At 28.7% G+C, this 20,911-nt stretch carries 17 protein-coding genes; 9 read left to right on the top strand and 8 right to left on the bottom strand.

Going from position 1 to position 20,911, the window contains the following annotated elements; all coding sequences use genetic code 11:
- From I6E31_10365 to I6E31_10345, 5 genes are all read right to left on the bottom strand, one after another.
- A partial coding sequence (locus I6E31_10365; GenBank protein MCF2640369.1) for a 5-dehydro-4-deoxy-D-glucuronate isomerase occupies positions 1–130 on the bottom strand: 130 nt, incomplete at its 3' end.
- Entirely contained in the window at positions 127–1,662 is a 1,536-nt protein-coding gene (locus tag I6E31_10360; protein MCF2640368.1) for a glycoside hydrolase family 28 protein, read from the bottom strand. The genes I6E31_10365 and I6E31_10360, both read right to left, overlap by 4 nt.
- Positions 1,663–1,684: 22 nt before the next feature.
- Positions 1,685–2,608, bottom strand: a complete 924-nt coding sequence (locus I6E31_10355; GenBank protein ID MCF2640367.1) for a carbohydrate ABC transporter permease — start codon at positions 2,606–2,608, stop codon at positions 1,685–1,687.
- A 3-nt stretch (positions 2,609–2,611) separates the two neighbouring features.
- Entirely contained in the window at positions 2,612–3,490 is an 879-nt protein-coding gene (locus tag I6E31_10350) for a sugar ABC transporter permease (GenBank protein MCF2640366.1), read from the bottom strand.
- The gene (locus I6E31_10345; GenBank protein ID MCF2640365.1) at positions 3,480–4,616 is read right to left on the bottom strand and encodes a glycoside hydrolase family 88 protein; all 1,137 of its coding nucleotides are present in this window, start codon (positions 4,614–4,616) and stop codon (positions 3,480–3,482) included. The genes I6E31_10350 and I6E31_10345 overlap by 11 nt, the downstream gene beginning before the upstream one ends.
- Positions 4,617–4,795: 179 nt before the next feature.
- Between I6E31_10345 and I6E31_10340 the strand changes: the two genes are divergently transcribed.
- Complete coding sequence (locus tag I6E31_10340; GenBank protein MCF2640364.1) at positions 4,796–5,485, top strand: GntR family transcriptional regulator; 690 nt, start codon at positions 4,796–4,798, stop codon at positions 5,483–5,485.
- Positions 5,486–5,505: 20 nt separating this feature from the next.
- Here the strand turns inward: I6E31_10340 and I6E31_10335 are convergent, their stop codons facing one another.
- A complete protein-coding gene (locus tag I6E31_10335) occupies positions 5,506–6,837 on the bottom strand; it encodes an MATE family efflux transporter (protein ID MCF2640363.1) in 1,332 nt (443 codons plus the stop codon).
- A 237-nt stretch (positions 6,838–7,074) separates the two neighbouring features.
- Here I6E31_10335 and I6E31_10330 point away from each other — a divergent pair, with 237 nt between their 5' ends.
- The 7 genes from I6E31_10330 to I6E31_10300 all read left to right on the top strand — a co-directional run bounded on the left by I6E31_10330 (position 7,075) and on the right by I6E31_10300 (position 14,801).
- Positions 7,075–8,346 carry a carbohydrate ABC transporter substrate-binding protein gene (locus I6E31_10330; protein MCF2640362.1) on the top strand — a complete coding sequence of 424 codons (1,272 nt, stop codon included), beginning with the start codon at positions 7,075–7,077 and terminating at the stop codon, positions 8,344–8,346.
- 21 nt (positions 8,347–8,367) lie between these two features.
- The gene (locus I6E31_10325; protein MCF2640361.1) at positions 8,368–9,660 is read left to right on the top strand and encodes a carbohydrate ABC transporter substrate-binding protein; all 1,293 of its coding nucleotides are present in this window, start codon (positions 8,368–8,370) and stop codon (positions 9,658–9,660) included.
- A gap of 23 nt (positions 9,661–9,683) precedes the next feature.
- Entirely contained in the window at positions 9,684–11,411 is a 1,728-nt protein-coding gene (locus I6E31_10320; GenBank protein ID MCF2640360.1) for a hypothetical protein, read from the top strand.
- On the top strand, positions 11,408–12,247 hold the full coding sequence (locus I6E31_10315; GenBank protein ID MCF2640359.1) for a sugar phosphate isomerase/epimerase: 840 nt from the start codon (positions 11,408–11,410) through the stop codon (positions 12,245–12,247). Before I6E31_10320 ends, I6E31_10315 begins: the two co-directional genes overlap by 4 nt.
- A 40-nt stretch (positions 12,248–12,287) precedes the next feature.
- Positions 12,288–13,409, top strand: a complete 1,122-nt coding sequence (ugpC, locus tag I6E31_10310; GenBank protein MCF2640358.1) for a sn-glycerol-3-phosphate ABC transporter ATP-binding protein UgpC — start codon at positions 12,288–12,290, stop codon at positions 13,407–13,409.
- A 26-nt stretch (positions 13,410–13,435) separates the two neighbouring features.
- Positions 13,436–14,413 carry an autotransporter domain-containing protein gene (locus I6E31_10305; GenBank protein MCF2640357.1) on the top strand — a complete coding sequence of 326 codons (978 nt, stop codon included), beginning with the start codon at positions 13,436–13,438 and terminating at the stop codon, positions 14,411–14,413.
- A 163-nt stretch (positions 14,414–14,576) separates the two neighbouring features.
- The gene (locus I6E31_10300) at positions 14,577–14,801 is read left to right on the top strand and encodes an antitoxin VbhA family protein (protein ID MCF2640356.1); all 225 of its coding nucleotides are present in this window, start codon (positions 14,577–14,579) and stop codon (positions 14,799–14,801) included.
- Between the two features lie 147 nt (positions 14,802–14,948).
- Here I6E31_10300 and I6E31_10295 read toward each other — a convergent pair whose 3' ends face one another.
- Positions 14,949–15,392 (bottom strand): invasion associated locus B family protein, encoded by a 444-nt coding sequence (locus I6E31_10295; GenBank protein ID MCF2640355.1) that lies wholly within the window; start codon positions 15,390–15,392, stop codon positions 14,949–14,951.
- A gap of 117 nt (positions 15,393–15,509) precedes the next feature.
- Positions 15,510–19,433 carry an NPCBM/NEW2 domain-containing protein gene (locus I6E31_10290; protein ID MCF2640354.1) on the bottom strand — a complete coding sequence of 1,308 codons (3,924 nt, stop codon included), beginning with the start codon at positions 19,431–19,433 and terminating at the stop codon, positions 15,510–15,512.
- A gap of 294 nt (positions 19,434–19,727) precedes the next feature.
- On the opposite strand from I6E31_10290, the gene I6E31_10285 reads away from it, so the two are divergent.
- Positions 19,728–20,801 (top strand): ankyrin repeat domain-containing protein, encoded by a 1,074-nt coding sequence (locus I6E31_10285; GenBank protein ID MCF2640353.1) that lies wholly within the window; start codon positions 19,728–19,730, stop codon positions 20,799–20,801.
- Positions 20,802–20,911: the final 110 nt, after the last annotated feature.

Below are 20,911 nucleotides of genomic sequence, written 5' to 3'. Positions count from 1 at the left end.
CATGTGAATAAACTAGGTTTACTTCATCTTCTATAAATACTTTTTCTATTAAATAATGTTTTCTTAATTCTTCTGTTGTATAGTGTTTTGAATCTTCTGGATGATTTGCATATCTTACATCTAATCTCATTTTATCTCTCCTCTAATTTTTTCTCCTACATTATTTTTTATCTCTAAATTTTCTAAGCTTATTCCCTCTACATTTTCTATAAATAATCCAGTTTTAGCCTCTTCTTCAATAAAAGACATCATAGCTGGAACTTCTGGAGTTACATCCTCTTTTGTAAAATCTATCTCAACATCTTTAAATTTTACATTTTCAATAGGTTTTTCAGGAAGTCCATATAAATATCCTGCACATACCTTAGTATTTTCAGCTTTTATATTTTTAAACTCTATATTTTTAATGCTTGGTGTTCTCTCATCTACTGGAAGTTTCTCCTTTGTATAAACATATTCTGTTTTTCCATCTGGATCACAGAAGTAGAAGCAGTTAATAACAAATGGCACTTTAACTTCATTCATGTTAATATTTTCAACATAAATTCCATCTATAACTCCATTTTCTCCTCTTCCACGTCTAGTTTTTATTCTAATTCCCTTATCTGTCTTATAAAAATCACACTTTTCTATATGAACATTTTCTACTCCACCAGACATCTCACTTCCTATTACAACTCCACCATGTCCATATTTCATAGAACAGTGTCTAATATAGAAGTTTTTAGATGGTTTATTTAAAACTCTTCCTAAATAAAGTTTTCCTGATTTAATAGCTATACAGTCATCTCCTACTGAAAAATCTATTCCTATATATTCTACATTTTCACAAGATTCAGGGTCTATTCCATCAGTATTTGGTGAGTCTGCTGGATTTTCTATTTTTAAATTTATAAATCTTAAATTATTTGTTAAAAATGGGTGTATTGTCCAAGAGGGAGAGTTTTTAATCTCAATTCCCTCTATAACAACATTTTCACAATTATTTAAAAATATACTTCTTGGTCTCCAAGCTATTTTTTTGATTTTAGGTTCATTCCACCAATTTTCCTTTGAACCATTTCCATTTAATGTTCCACGCCCTATAACTTTAACATTTTTTACATTAATACCTGTTATTAATGAAGTAAAACTATCTAAAGGGTTTCCTTCCCAGCTTCCTAAGTAGTATTCATCATTGTTATCATTATCTATTAATCCAGGAAGAATACCAAAGTTTTCTCTAACAGTATCACCTAATAATTCAACTCCATCTCCTAATTCTAAAGTCAAATTATCTTTTAAGAATATAGAAGTAATTAGATATTTCCCTCTTGGAATATACACTCTTCCATCTTTTGGACAAGCCATTATTGCACTTTGGATAGCTAAAGTATCATTGTGTATTCCATCTCCCTTAGCACCAAATCTCTTTACATTTAAAGTAAAGCTCTCTATATCAGTTATTACTTTTATATCAGTTACTTTTGCATTCTCTTTGAAAATCTCTAAAATATACTCTGTATTTGGTTCTAAATCATATATACTATTTACAACTTTAGTTAATCTTTGCTCTTTTTCATTATATTTAAGTGTTAACTTCTCTTTTAAAAAGAAGTTGTCACCTGTTTCAAGTTGAAAACTAATACTTCTTGAAGTAACTAACAATACTTTAATTTCCATTCCTTTTCTCCTTTATTTCTTTCTATCCTTTTACTCCTCCAGCAGAGATTCCATCTACGAAATGTTTTTGTGCTGCAAAGAAGATTACTAATGAAGGTGTTAATCCTATAATAGACATTGCTAATATTTGGTTCCAGTTTACATTACTACTAACGTCCATTGACATTTTTAATGCAAGAGCAACAGGATATTTTTCAACACTTGATAGATAGATTAATGGACCCATAAAGTCATTCATTGACCACATGAATTGGAATAATGCTATTGAAATAATAGCAGGTTTTAACATAGGTACCATTATATATATAAGTGTTTGAAGTGGATTACAACCATCTACACATGCTGCTTCTTCAATCTCTTTAGGTAGTCCTCTAATAAATTGTATTAACATAAATACAAAGAATGTATCAGTTGCAAAGGCAGCTGGAACAAATAGAGGTAGATATGAATCTAACCAACCAAAGTTTTTATACATTAAGAATTGAGGTATTCTAAGAACAACATTTGGTAATAAAAGTGTTGAGATTAAAATACTAAAAAGTATTTTCTTTCCTGGAAACTTAAATCTTGAGAATCCATAAGCTGTTAAAACTGCTGAAATTATAGTTAAAATTACTTTAGGAACTACAATTTTAAAAGTATTCATAAAATAAGTTGCAAAAGTATACTCAGTAGAAGTTTTCCAACCATTGATATACCCAGTGAAATCAAATTTAAAATCCTTTGGAATAAATCCTATACTTGTAAAGATATCTGCATTTGTTTTAAATGATGCTCCTAGTAACCAAATTAGAGGATATAACATCACAATTCCTACTATTATTAATATAGTGTATCTAATTCCTGATGTTATATTATTAACAATCTTTCTCTTTCTATTTCTTTCTAAATTTTTTCTTTTTAATTCTTGCATAGCTGCTTCATTAGCTAAATCAACTTTTGCCATCTTTTATTCCTCCCCATTATCTGAATAGTGTACCCAATATTTTTGACTTCTAAATGAAAATACAGTAAATACCATTATAATTACAAATAATACCCATGATATTGCTGAAGCATAACCCATTTGGTAATAGTTGAAAGCATTATCATATATAAGTAATGGTAATAGTTTAGTAGAGTTTAAAGGTCCTCCACCTGTAATGATATATGGTCCATTAAATTCTTGGAATGCTTGAATTAATTGCATAATAAAGTTAAAGAATATTACTGGAGAGATCATTGGAATTGTAATATGAATAAATTGCATTGTTTTTGATGCTCCCTCTATTCTTGCTGATTCATAAAGATCTTCAGGTATATTTTTCAATGCTGCTAAGAAAATAACCATTGCTGATCCAAATTGCCATGCTCTTAATAAACTAACTGTAAATAGTGCATATTTTGGATCTCCTAGCCAAGATATTGGCTCTATTCCTAAATATCCAATTATTATATTGATTAGTCCTTGATCTGAGAATAAGAATCTCCATAGTACTGCTATTGCCACACTTCCTCCTAAGATTGAAGGAATATAGTAAGCTGTTCTAAAGAAGTTAATTCCTTTTAACTTATAGTTAAGAATATTAGCTATAAATAAAGCAAATGCTAATTTTATTGGTACAGTTATAAATACATATTTTAAAGTATTCATCAATGTTTTAATAAATAGTGGATCTTTAAATAACTTTACATAGTTATCTAGCCCTATAAATTTTGGTGCACTTAATAAGTTATAATTTGTAAAACTTAACCATAATGATGAGATAAAAGGATAAGCTGTAAACACTAAAAATCCTATTATCCATGGTGCTATAAATAAATATCCAGTTAATTTTCTATTTTTCATAACAAGACTCCCCCAATTCTTTTTCTAATAATACAACTTCACTATATGCCATTAAGAAAATTCCAGAACCTTTTACATCATCTTTCACAACTGGTTCTGATAAATAATACTCATAACTTCCATCTCTAACTTGACCTTCAAATCCTCCAAGTCCAGCTACTAAACAGATTCCTCCTAAAGATAACTCTCCATTTTCATCTTCTTTTAAGTACTCGTTGCAAACACCTTTAAATGCTTTATAACCAAGTTCTCTATATTTTTCATTTAAGAATCCTAATCTAGCTCCTTTCATCATTGTATAAGCAACCATTAAAGTTCCTGAAGTTTCTAAGTAGTTTCCTTTATCTCCAACTCTATCTACAACTTGATACCACATAGAACTATTTTTATCTTGATACTTAGCAATTCCATGTATAGCCTCTTTAAGTAGAATTTGTAATCCTCTATACTCATTGAAAATCTCTTCAGACATAAACTCAAGAGTATCTACCATAGCCATTAAATGCCATCCTATTGCTCTTAACCAGAAATTTTTTGAAAGTCCTGTTTCTTTATCAGCCCAAGCTAGTTTTTTAGCTGTATCCCAACCATGATAATGAAGCCCTTTCTCTTCATTGAACATATTTTCTCTCACATTTGTAAAATGTTTATAGATATCTCCATAGTTCTTTTTATTGTTAAATTCTGTTTCATATCTTGTGTAAAAAGGTTCTACCATGTACATTCCATCAAGCCATACTTGATTTTCATATCTCTTTTTATGCCAGAAATTTCCTTGTTCTACTCTTGGATGAGTTAAGATTTGTTCATGTAATATTTCTATTGCTACTCTATATTTCTCATCTTTTGTTAGTTGATAGATATCAAACAATATTTTACCAGCATTTATATTATCAATATTATATTCTTCTTTAGTGTAACCCTTTATACTTCCATCATCTTTAATGAACTCATCTAAGTAATTTAAAATAAATTTCAAATATTTTTCATCTTCAGTTGCTTTATATAGTAACATCGATCCTTGTAGTAAGCACCCATCTTCGTAACACCATTTTCCTTTGTAAGGACTATAGTCTTTTAAATACTCATCAATATATTTTTCACATTCTAAATTTAACTTTTTCATAAATCCCTCCTAAAATTTTTATTTATCATACTAGTATCCTAGTTGATTTTTTTTTAATTGTCAAGAGTTTTTTTATCTTATTTTAGAGTTAAATGTTTTTTTTTAGGAATTATTGTGTATTATTTTAAATTTTACTTATTTCAAAATTTCTGCTATAATAATTTCATTGAGGTGATAAAATGGAATTAATAAAAATAAATAGACAGTTTGGTGAGAATACAAAACACTATATCTATAGAATTTTAAAAATGAATATCATGACTTTAAATATAAAACCTGGAACAATAATTAGTGAAGCTGATATTCGTGAAGCACTAGATGTTAGTAGAACTCCAATAAGAGAATCAATAGTTAGACTCTCAGAAGAATTGCTTATGAATGTTTACCCACAAAAAGGATCGTTTGTATCTTTAATTGATTTAAAAATTGTTGAAGAAGCATATTTTATGAGAAAAATATTAGAAAAAGAGGTTTTGAAATTAGCTGTTAAAAATTTCTCTGAAGAAGGAATAAAGGAGCTTGAAAAAAATTTAAAATTTCAAAACATAATTTCTCAAGTAGAAGAGGATCACTCAGAACTATTTTTCTTAGATAATGAGTTTCATAGAATAATTTACAAAGAAGTTCAAAAAGAGAAGGTTTGGAACTCTATACAATCATTGAGTACTCACTATGATAGAGTTAGATTTTTAGATGCAGTAGAAAAAACAAACTTAGTACCAACTTTAGAGCAACATAGAGAGATAATTGACATTATAAAAAATAAAGAGCTTGAAAAGGTAGAAGCAATGGTTGATCTTCATCTATCAAATTTTAAAAATAAAATTGATTATCTAATAAAAAAACATCCAGATTATTTTAAGATCTAAAAAAGCAAGGAGAGAAGGATTTATCCCTCTCTCCTTTTCCAATCTATAAATCTATACAAAAAGGCTGAAAATAATAGTGCAAAAAGATTACTTAAAAGCATCGAATACCAAATAGAGTACTCATTTAATTTAAATACTCTTTCCAATAAATAGATAAATGGTACTCTAAATATCCAAATTCTCCCTATATGACAATACATATTGAAAGTTGTATGTCCAGTTCCTTGGAAAATTCCAGCTAAAACTTGAAAAATGACCCACGGAATAACACTAATTAACATAATTTTTAAGTAATTTATTGAATGATACTTTATATTTGCATCTGTTGTTAAAATGCCAACTGCTGAATCTAAATTTAAATATAAATAGATAACTGATATTATCCCTATAACTAAACCTGTATTTATTCCAACTTTTAATAATTCTTTAGCCTCTTTTACCTTTCCAGCACCTATATTATGTCCAACCATTATTGTTACTGCACTTCCAATTCCATTAACTAGTACATAGATTATATTATTGATTCTATTTCCTATTCCATAAGCAGCAAGAACATCTGTTCCATATTGAATTACAAAAATGTTAATTAAAATAAAGCTAAGGGAGTTAGTTACTGTTGTAAGAGAACTTGGAAATCCTAATTTCAATATCCTTTTAAAAATATCTTTATTGAAGCTTATATATTTTCTACTAATTTCTCTTTTTACTCCTAAATCTAAAAGACAGTAAAGACATAGAATTAGATTGGCAATTACTGTTGCTATCCCTATTCCAGCAAGTCCCCATTTAAGTTTATAGATAAAAAAAGAGTTCAAAATAATATTTAAAATCACTGAAGCTGTAACAAGATATAATGGAGCTGTTGTTTTTCCCTTTGAATTTTTAATTGTTATATAAGCAGTAACTATAAAAGTCATTGGAATTGTTAAAAATATAAATTTTATATAAAGTGCACTTTTTTCCAATAATTCTCCTGAAGCTCCTGAAAATTTTAATATGTTTTCACAAAACAGAAAAGAAAAAAATAGGATAACAGTTGCTATTATTAAGTTTATAATTATTAATTGTGTATTTACTTCTACCAACTTTTTAAAGTTTTTACTTCCATAGGTTTGATTTAGTATAACTCCTCCTCCCAATGAAAATCCACTTCCTGCTCCAATTATCATCTGTGTTATTGGACTTGTAAAAGATGAGGTAGCTAACTCCAAACCTCCTAGTTTTCCCATATAGTAGGTGTCAGCTAAATTATAAAGATTTTGTAAAAAATTAGCTATAATAAGTGGAATTGCTAATTTTATAATTGTAAGATAGACTTCTGCATTAAATTTTTTTAGAAATATTCTTTTCATTTTTCCTCCCTAGTAATAAATCTTTTTACACCCTAGGATACTAGCATATGAAAAAATTTTTTTCAAGACATTTTTAACAGTAATAAAGCTACTAAAAATGTTATAAAAAGTTTTTTTTGAAAAAAAATGAAACATTTCGTTTGACATTTTTTTAAAAATATTATATTATTTTATCAAATAGTAAACTTGTATCCTAGGATATGACTTAATTAAAAATAATATTGACGGAGGGAAAATATGAATTTAAAAAAAATCTTACTTATGAGTTCTTTATGCTTAAGTATGGCTTATCCTACAATAGCTGAAGGAAAAACTGTTAATCTTAAAATGTCTTGGTGGGGTGGAGATGCTAGACATAAACAAACACTTGAAGCTATTAAACTATTTGAGGAAAAATATCCTGAAATAAAAGTTAAACCTGAATATGGTGGATGGCAAGGTTGGCAAGAAAAAGTTACTACTCAAATAGTTGGAAATACTTCTCCAGATGTTATGCAAATCAACTGGAACTGGATTGATCTTTTCTCTAGAGATGGAGATGGATTCTATGATCTAAATAAAGTTAAAGATATTCTAGAACTTGATAAAAATTACTCTCAAGAACTTTTAGATCAATGTATCGTAAATGGAAAATTAAATGCTCTTCCTGTTGGGGTTACTGGAAAAGTATTCTATATAAATAAAACTACTTATGAAAAAGCTGGCTTACCTGTTCCTACTTCTTTCGATGAGATGATAAAATCAGCTAAAGTTATTAGAGAAAAATTAGGAGATGATTACTACGCATTTGATACTGATGCTTATGGAGCTATCCTATTAATGTTATATAAATTAGAACAAGAAACTGGAAAACCATTTATTGTTGATAATAAAGTTGCTTATACTGAAGCTGAAGTGATAGAAGCAGTTAGATTCTATGATAACTTAGTAAAAGAAAAAGTTATGCCTTCTCTAAAAGTTAGAGCTGCTGCTGGATTTATTCCATTAGATCAACATCCAGGTTGGATTCAAGGTAGATATGCTGGAACTTACGAATGGGATAGTTCAGCTCAAAAATGGCAAGATGCTTTAGAAGCAGGACAAGAACTAGTAGTTGCACCTTATCCTCAAGATTTTGGAACTAACAAATCAGGATTTAATAAAGTTTCTATGGCTTATGCTATTAAAAAGAATACTAAACATCCAGAAGAAGCTGCTACTCTTATTCACTTCTTAACTAGTGATCCTGAAGCTATTAAAATACTTGGTACTTCAAGAGGAGTTCCTTCTAATGAAACAGCAGTTGCTGTACTAAAAGAAAATAATCAACTTACTGGTTTAGGATTTGAAGCTAATACAGTAGTAAAAGAATTTGCTGGAAAAGGAATACACCCTTTATTTGAACACAAAAGACTTAATACTGAGTTAAGAACTATTGTAGAAAACTTAGGATATGAGCAAAAAACTGTTGAAGAAACTGCAAGAGATATTATAAATATTACAAATGAGTTTTTAGCAGAAAATAACTAATAAATTAAAGGGGAGATAACTATGAATCTAAAAAAAATTGTTTTTTTAGGATTAACTACTATGGCTCTATTTGGAGCTTGTGGAAAAGATGAGAAAGCTGTTGCAACTAAAGAAAATGATAACATTGTGTTGAGAGTATCTTGGTGGGGTGGAGAAGATAGACACAAGAAAACTATTGAAGCTATAAAATTATTTGAACAAGCACATCCTAATATCACAGTAAAAGCAGAATATGGTGGATGGCAAGGTTGGCAAGAAAAGATCACTACTCAAATGGCTGGAGGAATGGCTGCCGACCTAATGCAAGTAAACTGGAACTGGATAAATATTTTCTCAAAAGATGGAAATGGATTTTATGATTTAAATCAACTTTCTTCAACTTTAGATTTAACTCAATATGAACAAAAATTATTGGAACAATGTAGTGTAAATGGAAAATTAAATGCTCTTCCTTATGGAGTAGCTGGTAGAGTTTTCCTTTATAATAAAACATCATTTGATAAAGCTGGATTAGAAGTGCCTACTAGTTTTAAAGAAATTAAAGAAGCTAGTGTTATTATGAAAGAAAGATTAGGTGCTGATTATTTCCCATTTGAAGCAGATTATTATGGGGCACTTCTTCTTATGCTTTATAAATTAGAACAAGAAACAGGTAAACCATTTATTGTTGATAATAAGGTTGCTTATACTGAAGAGCAATTAAAAAATGCTGCTGATTTTTACTTAGATCTAGTTAATACTAAAACTATTCCATCTTTAGAAGATAGAGCTGCTGCTGGTAACGTACAATTAGACCAACACCCTAGTTGGATTATTGGAAAATTTGGTGGAACTTATGAGTGGGACAGTGCTTCTCTAAAATGGAGAGATTCTCTTCAAGAGGGTGAACAATTAGTAGTTGGAGATTATCCAACTGACTTAGGACCATATAATTCAGGATTTACAAAAATCTCTATGGCATTTGCTATCAATAAAGATACTAAATATCCTAAAGAAACTGCTGAACTTCTTAACTTTATTGTTTCTAATGATGATGCTGTAAAAGCTCTTGATGTATCTAGAGGAATTCCAGCTAATAAAAAAGCTGTTGCTACTCTTGAAAAAGCAAATCTATTAGATCCATTTATATTAGAAGCTAATAATAAAGTAATATCTTTTGCTGGTAATGGAATCCATCCTTTATTTGAACATAAACAATTACATACTGAATTAAAAGATATTGTAGATAATTTAGGATATAAACAAATTACATCAGAAGAGTTTGCTAAACAAGTTCTAGCAACTACAAATAACTTCTTAGAGATGAATAAATAAACTAAAAAGATAAGGGGATTTATATGAAATTTAAATCAAAAATTTTACCAAAATTACTTATATTTCTTTCACTATATAATTTAAGTTTTAGTATTCCTGAATATAATAAAGAAGATGAAAAGAGATTAGATACTGTTAAAGAGTTTTACTCTAATGTTATGAAAGATGGAAAAAGCAAGGTTAATCCTACCCCTCTTTTAGCTGATGGAATAAATATTAAAACAAAAGAGCCAGTAGAATGGATATTTCCAAATGGAGAAAAAGTTAAAATTTCAAATTTTGCTAACCAACAAAATTTCCTTAGAACTTTAGTTTCTCTTACTGAAGTTACAGGAGATATGAAGTATAAAAATACCGCTATTGATACTACTAAATATTTTATAAATAATTTTGTAAGTGAAAATAACCTATTTTATTGGGGAGGACATAGATTTTTAAATCTAGATACCTTAGATGTTGTTGGTCCTCAAAATAAGAATCAAGTTCATGAATTAAAAAATCTATTTCCTTATTATGAGTTCCTTTACAGTGTAAATCCTGAAGCTACTAGCAATTATGTAGTAGCTTTCTGGAATGCACATGTTGAAGATTGGGAAACTCTTGATATGGGAAGACATGGAGATTACAATAAAAAATTTAATCTGAATATTTTTGAAGAACATCAGCCTAAGAATATTGTTGATCCTGCTAAATTACCTATTTTACCTGAAACTAAAGGTCTTACTTTTATCAATGCAGGTTCAGATTTAATCTATTCAGCATATGTTTTAAACTCTTTAGCTCCTAATAAAGATATGATAAATTGGGGTAAAACTGTATTTAATCAATATCAACTAGCTAGAAACCCAAAAACTGGAGCACCTGTATATCAATTTACAGCTCCAAAAAGAAGAGAGTGGCCACCTAAAAGTGACAAAGATACTAACTCAAAATATGGAGATAGAGCCTTTAGACAATTTGGAGCTGAATTTGGAGAGATAGCTAAAGAAGCTAATGCACTTTTCAAAGGAAATCCTAGAACTATTGTTGTTGATAATTCACTAGTTTTATGTGATATCTATAATAAAACTAAGGATAAAGATGTCTTAACTTCTGCTATTGCCAACCTTAAAAACTATTATAAAATAGCTCTAAATAAAGAAACAGGAGAGTTAAAACCTGTTTGGAATGATGGTACAGATTTAAGTAATTATACTTTAGTTAGAGATGGTTATTATGGTAAAAAAGGAGCTACTTTAAAAAGTGAAACTGTAAAAAGCGAAGAGTATGCAATACCACTTATCAGATGGTATGCTATTACAAAAGATAAAGAACTTTGGAATATAGCAAGAACTATTTTAAATAAAAATTTTGATTTAGGAGACATAGGTACAGAGAATGGAAAAGCTCTATCTCTTAATATGAAAACTACAAACTCATCTCCTTATTCAATTTTCTTACTAATAGATCTTTATAAAGCAACTAATAATGATAATTATATAGAATTAGCTAGAGTTATTGGTAATAATTTAATATCAACGAAATTTAAAAATGGTTATTTCCTTGCCGAAACTGATTTATTAAATGCAAAAATTGACTCAATAGAAGCTTTTTCTTTAGTATCACTTGATGCTATTTTAAAAGGAAAAGATAAAAATATTCCTCAATATATAAGCCATGGTGGATATATTCATGGAGAGCATATTGAAGGTGATAGTGTTTATGACAAAAATGTTATATATGGGAAAAAATATAATGGAGAAACAAAATGATTAAATTTGGAATAAGAGCTCATGATATGGGGAAATATACAATTGAAGATTTCCCAAAACTTCTTCAACTGATCAGAGAATTAGATGGAGAGTGTATACAACTTGCTCTTGCAAAATCTTTTACTGATTTTAATTACTCACCAGATAATTTAGATGAAAAATTTGCTAATTTTCTATCTCAAGAATTGAAAGTACACGATGTTGTACTTTCAGTTCTAGGGTGTTATATCAATCTAACTGATACAGATGAGAAAAAAAGACAAGAAAGCCTAAATAAGTTTAAAAATCATTTAAGATTTTCAAAACATTTAAAGACAAGTTTAGTTGGAACTGAAACTGGATGTTTTAATACAACTTATACATATACAGAATTAAATGATAGTGAAGAAGCATTTAACCTATTTTTAAACTCGATGGAAACTTTAGTAAATTATGCTGAAGAGATTCAAACTAATTTAGCTATTGAGGGAGTAGCAAAACATATAATCTCTACTCCTGAAAAGATGAAAAAAGCATTAGATATCTTAAATTCAGATAGATTAAAAGTTATTTTTGATCCAGTTAATTTCTTGACAATTAACAATTATCAAAATCAAAGAGAGATTATAACTCAAGCATTTAAACTATTTGGAGATAAGATAGAGAGAATACATCTTAAAGACTTCATAATTGAAGATAATCAAATGAAAGTAGTCCCTATTGGACAGGGAGAATTTGATCTAAGATTCTTTATAAATGAATTAAAAAAATACAAAGATGATATAGAAATACTTTTAGAAAATTCAACAGTTAACACAGCAAAAGAATGTATAGCTTTTGTTAAAAAATATATATAAAAATTTAAATTGTAGTAAGTCGTAAGGAGGAAGCTTTAACATGGCAGAAGTAATATTAAAAAAAGTAGAAAAACAATATCCTAATGGATTTAAGGCAGTACACGGTATTGATCTTCATATAAAAGATGGAGAGTTTATGGTTTTTGTTGGACCATCTGGTTGTGCTAAGTCTACTACTCTTAGAATGGTAGCTGGACTTGAAGAGATTACTGGTGGAGAAATTTATATAGGAGATAAGCTTGTTAATGACTTACCTCCAAAAGACAGAGGAATTGCAATGGTTTTCCAAAACTATGCACTATACCCACATATGACAGTTTACGATAATATGGCATTTGGACTAAAGATGGCAAAAGTTCCTAAAGATGAGATTGATAAAAGAGTTAAAGAAGCAGCTGAAAAACTTGAAATTACACAACTATTAGGTAGAAAACCAAAAGAGATGTCTGGAGGACAAAGACAAAGGGTTGCAGTTGGTAGAGCAATTGTAAGAAAACCAGATGTATTCCTATTTGATGAACCACTATCAAACCTAGATGCTAAACTTAGAGTTTCAATGAGAGTAAAAATAACTCAACTTCACAAACAACTAAAAGCTGAAGGACAAAATGCTACTATGATCTATGTAACACATGACCAAGTAGAAGCAATGACAATGGGAGATAGAATTTGTGTTCTAAACTTTGGTAAAATTATGCAAGTTGATACTCCATTAAATCTATATCATAAACCAGCTAATAAATTCGTAGCAGGGTTTATAGGATCACCAGCAATGAATATAGTAAAAGCAACTTTAGTTGAAAAAGATAATAGAATTTTTGTAAAACTTACAAGTGGAGATCTTCTTGAATTACCTCAAGATAAAGCAGAAAAGGTAAAATCTAAAGTTAATCAAGAAATCTGGTTTGGAATTAGACCTGAAAATATTGGTAATAGATTAACTAATCCTGATTCTCATCTAGTATCTGGAAAGATCAACATTGTTGAGCAAATGGGAAATGAAGAGTTTATTTACTTTACTCTTGGGGATACTCAATATAGTTGTAGAATACCAGTAGAAAAATCTACAAAAGCTAACTTTAACCAAACTGAACTTTTCCACTTCAATATGGAAAAATGTCATATCTTCGATATAGAAACTGAAAAAAATATTACTCTATAATAATTAATTTATGAAAGGATATTAAAATGAATTTAAAAAAACTTAGCCTAATTTTCTTAGCACTAACAATGGGAACACAAGCTTTAGCAGCAAACTCAATAGAGTTTGGATTTGAAAATGAACAATATGAAGAGATGTACAATGATTCTGATACATTTAATCCATATGTAAAAGTAAATCTTAATCCTAAAAAAGATTCTCCTTTACAATTAGAATTAAAGTATATGTATTTCCATCAATATGGAAAAAATAGAAATGAAGGACATGATGCTAGATTTAAAACAAATAAAAAGAGAGTAGAGTTCTTCGCTAGTGGTTATAAATATAAAAATAATAACTTTACATTCTCTCCTAAAATTGGTTTTAGATTTGAAGCTTCTGATGTTAATAGAACTGAAAAACCTAAATCTCAAACTGATAGAATGTTAAATCTAAGATTTTACCCTAATATGACATATGATATTAATGATAAAGTTCAACTTTATGTAAATGGATTTGTTGGACCACAAATAAATAGAGTTCAACATGGAACTAGAAAAGATCATAGTTATGATGCAACTAGTAAAGATTCTGCTACATACTGGCATGATTGGTATCAAGAGATAGAAGTTATTGGGGTAAAATATAAATTAGATAATAAAGATACTATCTGGACATCTCTATATAATGAATATAAAAGAAATGAGTATAAAGAAAATTATACTCGTTGGCAATTAAGAACAGGATATAACTGGAATGTTAATTCAAAATTAAGTATAAATCCTTTCATCAGATATGACCTATCATATGTAACAACTAATGATGAAATTTCTTCAGATCATGGAAAAGAAAAAGATTCTCATGAAACAAGAATAGGAAGCACAGTTAAATATAAAATTGATCCTACTTTAACTCTAGGTGGAGAGATTTATTGGCAAAATGCTAAGACTGAAGATTATAAAGGAAAAGATAATCCTGATAAAAATAGAATGTTCTATAAATTATCTATTACTAAAGCTTTCTAATAATAAATATTACAACACCTTTAATCTTAGAGTATTAAGATTAAGGGTGTTTTTTATATCTATTCAGTTAAAATTTAAAGGTTATTTTTCATTAAAAAAGTGTAATTATATGGTATAATCTATGTATAAACTCTAGTTCTCAATAAGTTAAGGGGGGGAAATCATGGAAGTTAAAGATTTTGTTATAAAAAAATTAAATAGTGATCCTAATTTTAAAGCTAAATATGAAGATGTCAAAAATAAAAAAAGTATAGAAGCAATGGAATATGCAATACACTCTAATGAAATTTCTGGAAATTTTTCTACTGAAGAAGATATGGAGACCCTTTTTAAAGTTGCTTTTGGTGAGATTTCTACTGAGGAGTTTTTAAATAAAATTCTAAAATAACTAGTGTATTTACTCAGCTGATCAAATTCTATAAAAAATTAGCTAGCTTAAAGTTTAATTTTTATGATATTTATAGGTAATAGGTGAGTAGTTACTAACTAGTAATAAAAATTGAACAGCCTAAATATATAGGCTGTTCAATTAAAATTAATTTGAATTTTCTACCTTATTATAGGCATTTGTAAATCCCATTAAACTCATTTTTAAATTAACAGAACCCCCATTAGTATTATAAACTACAAAAGAAACGTTATTACCCTTTTTCAATTTTTCCATAAAATCTTCATCTGTAATTAATCTTAATAATCTATCTGTTACTGCAACAGCCATAAGTTCTATAACTTCTCCCTTATCAATTTTTAATTTTATTGGATAAATCTCTCCTACACTACATTGAGGTCCCATCATTACATCTAAACAAACTATATCTTCATCCTTTATAAGTCTAATTCCTTGAAAAAAATCTACTTGATTTACCATTGTTATTTGTCCAGTTTTATCTCCAAATTCATCTACTAAATCAATTCTTTCCCAAGCACTAAAACTTATTGAAAAAAGTATAAAAAATAATATAAGTACTCTTTTTTTCATAATATCACCTCTTCTTTTCTATTCTAATAGGAGTATACTTCATAAAAGAGAAAAGTCAATATTTAAAAATCAGAATCAAAAAACTCCAGCAAATACACTGGAGTTTTTATTTATATACTATTTAGTAAATCTAGCATTTCCCCAAGTTCCATGGTCATAGTTGTTATTACCATCACATTGATCAATTATAAGAGTAAGTTTTTTAGCTCCCTCAACATTGATATCAACTTCTTTTGCTTTTGCAGAACTTGCCATTTCACCACTGTTAAATACTTCTTTTCCATCTAATAGCACTCTAAATTGTGCTTTAGTTCTATATCCTATTACCTCTCTGTCCATTCCAACATAAGATTTGAATCTCTTGAACCCTTTATCTTTTAAGTTAATTACAACTTCAGAATCTGAATTTGCACAGATAGCTTTTTCAAAACGAACTTTGCTACCATCTTCTAATCTCAGATGTGGAACACTTCCAGAAACAGTAATATCTCTTTCAACTTTATACATTCCCGAAGTTGCCTTTTCAAATGGAAGATCAGATGCATAAACTACATTGTGAGTTCCAAAATTAATTGTATACTCTTTTCTTAAAACTTCATTTAAAGCTTTATCTTTATGAGCTACAACAACTTTTGCTTTTCCATTTTCTACACTATTAGCTTGTTCTATGCTAACTATTACATCCTCTTTATTACCATATTCAACTTCAACTACTGGAGCTTGTTTCTCTGTTCCTGCTAAAAATTCAACTTCATAATCTGTTATATTTTTATCAAAATCTTTTAAAGATACTCCATTAACTTTGATATCTTTTATTAGATCGCTATCAATATTTCTCTTACTTATTTCCATAGGATTATCAGCTTTAGTTATTCCTTTTAGCTTAAATGAGTAAGTGTGAGCTTTTCCAGATTTTATTTGATATTGATCATGTGGAACTGCTCCCCAGCTGTCATCTCCACCTACTCCTTGTTGTTTTCCATTTATTCTAAGCACAACATTTTCAGTTGGAACTAACTCTACTGGGTGTCTTTTTCCTGATGATAATTCTTCTGGAGTATAGTGAAGTGCATTAAATTCTATTGTATTATCTACACCACTTGCAAGAAGTCCCACACCATTTTTAGCAGTTAAAGTTACCCATCTAGTGTCAACTCTATTTCCTGTTTCAGATGGATCAATATATGGGAAGAAGAAATCATCTACATTGGCACTGTAAACACCAACATTGTATCCAGTTTTTCTATCTACATAGTTTTCTTCAGGTCCTCTTCCATACCAAGTAACTGTATCATATTTTTCTGGCATCTCCATCATCATTCCAAACTCTGGAATCTCTGGTAAATCTTTTGAAGTGTATAGAGTATTTGTAACTTTTACCTCTCCATTACCAAATACTACATATTGTAGATCTAGTTGAGCTGGAGTTGTAGTTGGTATCTCAAGTTTTATATCAATTCTAACACCCTTGTCCTCTATTGGTGTAACAGTTGTAGATACAACCTTTGCCTCTTTTCCTGCAAATTTCCAAGTAGCTAATCTTTCCTCTGCTCCATTTCCTTTATCATTGTCATTTGGTGCTCTCCAATAGTTAGGAATCATAGGTTTTTCTATAAGTTCTTTTCCTTTAACTTTAAATGAATCTAAGCTTCCTTTCTCTTTATTAATAGTTACTTCAAAGTTATCTCCTGTAACTACTAATCTATCATCTTTATCTGAATAAGAAAGTGATTTCATCTCATTTAATGATAGAGCCTCTCCTTTGCTTTCAACTGGTAATCTAAATTGTTCCTTAGCAACTATATGCCCTTTCTTAGCCCATTTAGTATCTTCTTTTAATCTGAAAGCAACATTTAACCAATACTCTTCACCATTTTTACTTACAACATCTCCAAATGGAAGTTTAACAATTTTTGATTTGTTTGGAGCTAACTCAGTTACAAATACTCCTGAATCTATAATATCTCCATCTCTTCTTAATTCCCATACAGCTTCGTATTCATCTAAGTTAGTAAACATGTAGTTATTTTTTATGCTAAACTCTCCATTTTTCACATCTACATCTTTAAATTTAACATATTGATATACTTTCTTAACTTCCATTATCTCTGGTTGTACAGTTCTATCTGTTGATACTAAACCATTAGCACAGAAATTGTGATCTGTAAACTCTTCATCTCCCCAATCTCCACCATAAGCATAGAACATCTTTCCAGTTTTTTCATCTTTAGTTAAGATTCCTTGGTTTACCCAGTCCCAAATATATCCACCATGGAAAATATCATATTTTTCAAATAGATCCCAATAATCTTGTAAGTTTCCTATACTATTTCCCATTCCATGAGCATATTCACACTCAATATATGGAACTTTATTTCTAGGATCTGTTGCATAAGCTCTAGCCTCATCAATAGTTCTATACATTCTTGTATAGATATCTCCAACCTCTCTTTGTGGCTCATAGTGAATAAGTCTAGTTGGATCATTTTTTCTTACCCATTCAGCAGCTTTTACAAAGTTATCCCCTTTGTCAGATTCATTTCCTAGTGACCATGCAAAAATTGAAACCTCATTTTTAGATCTCTCTAACATTCCAGCTTGTCTATCAATTACAGCTTTTGTCCACTCTGGTCTGCTTTGAGGAATTTCATCTAATCTTCCATGTGTTTCTAAATTTGCCTCATCTAATACTAACAATCCATATTCATTACATAGATCATACCATCTAGGGTCATTAGGATAGTGAGATGATCTTACAGTATTGATATTGTGTTGTTTCATAAGTTCAATATCTTTTATCATAGTTTCTTCAGATAGAGTTCTTGCATTTACAGGGTCAAATTCATGTCTATTTACCCCTTTCATCATGAATTTTTCTCCATTTAATAGGATTCTTCCATCTTTTACCTCTATCTTCTTAAATCCTATCTTATTACTAATAGTTTCTATTACTTTTCCACTTTCATCTTCTAAAGCTATCACTAAAGTGTATAGGTTAGGAGTTTCTGAAGACCATTTTTTAGGATTTTTAACATCTGCTGAGAAGGTTACAACTCCATCTTTTATATCTGTCATGTTGATACTTTGTTTTTTATTAACTATAATATCATTGTTTTCATCATATAATATAGCATTTACCTTGTAGTTTCCTGCTACATCTTCATATTTTGTAACATCTACCTCTATATTTAATTTTGAATCTTTATAATCTTTGTCTAAATCTGTTACAACAGTATAATCTCTTAAATGTACTTTTGGTGTTGAATACACAAATACATCTCTAAAAATTCCACTTAATTTAATCATATCTTGAGATTCAAGCCAACTTCCATCGCTCCATCTATGTACTTTTACAGAGATCTCATTTTTTCCAGCTTTTAAATATGGTGTAATATTAAAATCATGTCCTACAAAGCTATCTTCACTATATCCTGCATATTGTCCATTTACATATAGATAGTAAGCTGATTCTACCCCTTGGAAAGAGATAAATACTTCTCTACCATCCCAATCTTTAGGTAGTTCCATATCTCTTTTATAGTATCCTATTGGATTGTAATCTTTAGGAGTGTCTGGGTGATTTATTGCTGTTTTTTGATATTCCCATGGATATGCTGTGTCGTTATATCTTGGTTGATCATATCCGTGAAGTTGCCAACTTGAAGGCACTGGAATTTTTTTCCATTTAGAATCATCAAAATCTTCTTTATAAAAATCTTTTATATCTTTGTCTGGATGATCAACTAAATTAAATTTCCATTCCCCATTTAAACTCAAAAAGTTTTTAGAATTTTTATAGTCTGAATAATTAGGATTTTTTAATGCCTCTTCTATGGTATTAAATGACATCATAGTACTGTGCATTCTCTCTCTTTTATCTGCAAATGTCTCTGGATTCCCTGTCCAAAAAGGATTGTCAAGTGAAGCTACTGCTGTTTCATTACTTCTGTTTCCTGTAGCATGGTTTGATCCGTCAAGCTCATTTGCTACTGCTATACAACTTAATAAAAAAAATGGTAATAATTTTGTTACTTTCTTCATGTCTTCCCTCCAATTTTTTATAAAATTATACTTGTAATATTATACTGTTTGTTTTATATTAGCATTAATAATCTTAGTTGTCAAACCTTTTATTCTATTTTAGTTCATAAAATATTTTTAAAATTACATTTTCAAAACATATTGAAATAAAAATAATTTACCCTGTACTTTTTTCTTCTCTTTTTTCATAATGTAAAATTTAAGATATTTATATTTTGCAAAGGATTTTACAAGAAAATATAGAATAATATTGTATATGGAATAGTATAATAAATTTTTTCTGGGGGGTGTCTTATGTATAAAATTGGTTATCTTGGAAACTTTGAAAAAGTACCTCAAGTTGTAGAATATATTTTAAATAGTGATATTGAAAATTTAGAGAAAGAGTATAAAAATGGTTGGGATATAAATAAAAAAATTACTTTAAGTGAATTTATAACAGAAACTCCTTTAGAGATAGCTATACAATGTATTAAGAAAGAAGTTATCTTATGGTTAATTGAAAAGGGTGTAAATGTAAAAGCTGATGTAGACGATTGGGGAACTCCTGTTTCAAGTGCAGCTCGTTTTTTATCTTCAGAGATGTGTGAATTATTTATAAAACACGGAGCATTAGAAAATCTTACTAAAAAACAATATAAAAGAATTTACTCTGATATTTATTATGGAAAAAATTTTAAAAATATAGATATTTTTGAAAAATATGGAGTAACTGTTAAAAAATATGGAAATAATTGTTTAAGAAAAGCTGTCTATGACAGAAATCAAAAATTAGCTCAAATGTTTTTAGACTATGGAGCTGATATAAACTATCACGAATATGACCAAGTTTTTAGTGATAACTCAACTCCTGTAATAGTAGCTGCTACTACATATTCTCTTGAGTTAGTAAAATGGCTTGTAGAAAAAGGGGCTGATATAACAATTAAAAACAAATTTGGAGAAAGACCATATTCAATAGCAGTTTTAAATAAAAATCAAGAGATGATAGATTATATTAAAAGTTTAGAGCCAGTAGCTTTTCATAATGAAGAGGCTAGAAAAAGTATAATAAAAAAATATAAACTGCCAAAAGATATGGTAGAGTTCTTTAATAAGGGAGATTTAAAGATAGAATTTTCAGAGAATATTGATAGTAAGTATATTGAATTTTGGAAATTGGAAGATACTGTTGAAATGACTTGGAAAAGAAAAAAATATCTTTCTTTAGTAAAAGATTTAGAAAACTATTGGTTTCATTTTTTATGGTATCCTAAAGAAAAAAACATATATATTTTTGATGCAGAACATGAAGAAATTTTTAAAATAGGAGAATGGAACTATTTTATAAATAATTGTGAAGAGATAGTCGGAAATTTTTTAGATTAAGAGCTTTAAAAGAAGAGGTACAACAATTCTTAATGAAGATAATATTGAGGGTGTGAACTTATTTCTGTAAATTAGTACTTTCTATGATAAAATTTATTTATTTAAAAGTT

The sequence above is a fragment of the Fusobacterium varium genome, from assembly GCA_021531615.1.
Taxonomy (GTDB): domain Bacteria; phylum Fusobacteriota; class Fusobacteriia; order Fusobacteriales; family Fusobacteriaceae; genus Fusobacterium_A; species Fusobacterium_A varium_C.
Note: the sequence above shows the minus strand (reverse complement) of the source record. Positions and strands in the feature narration are given on the sequence as shown.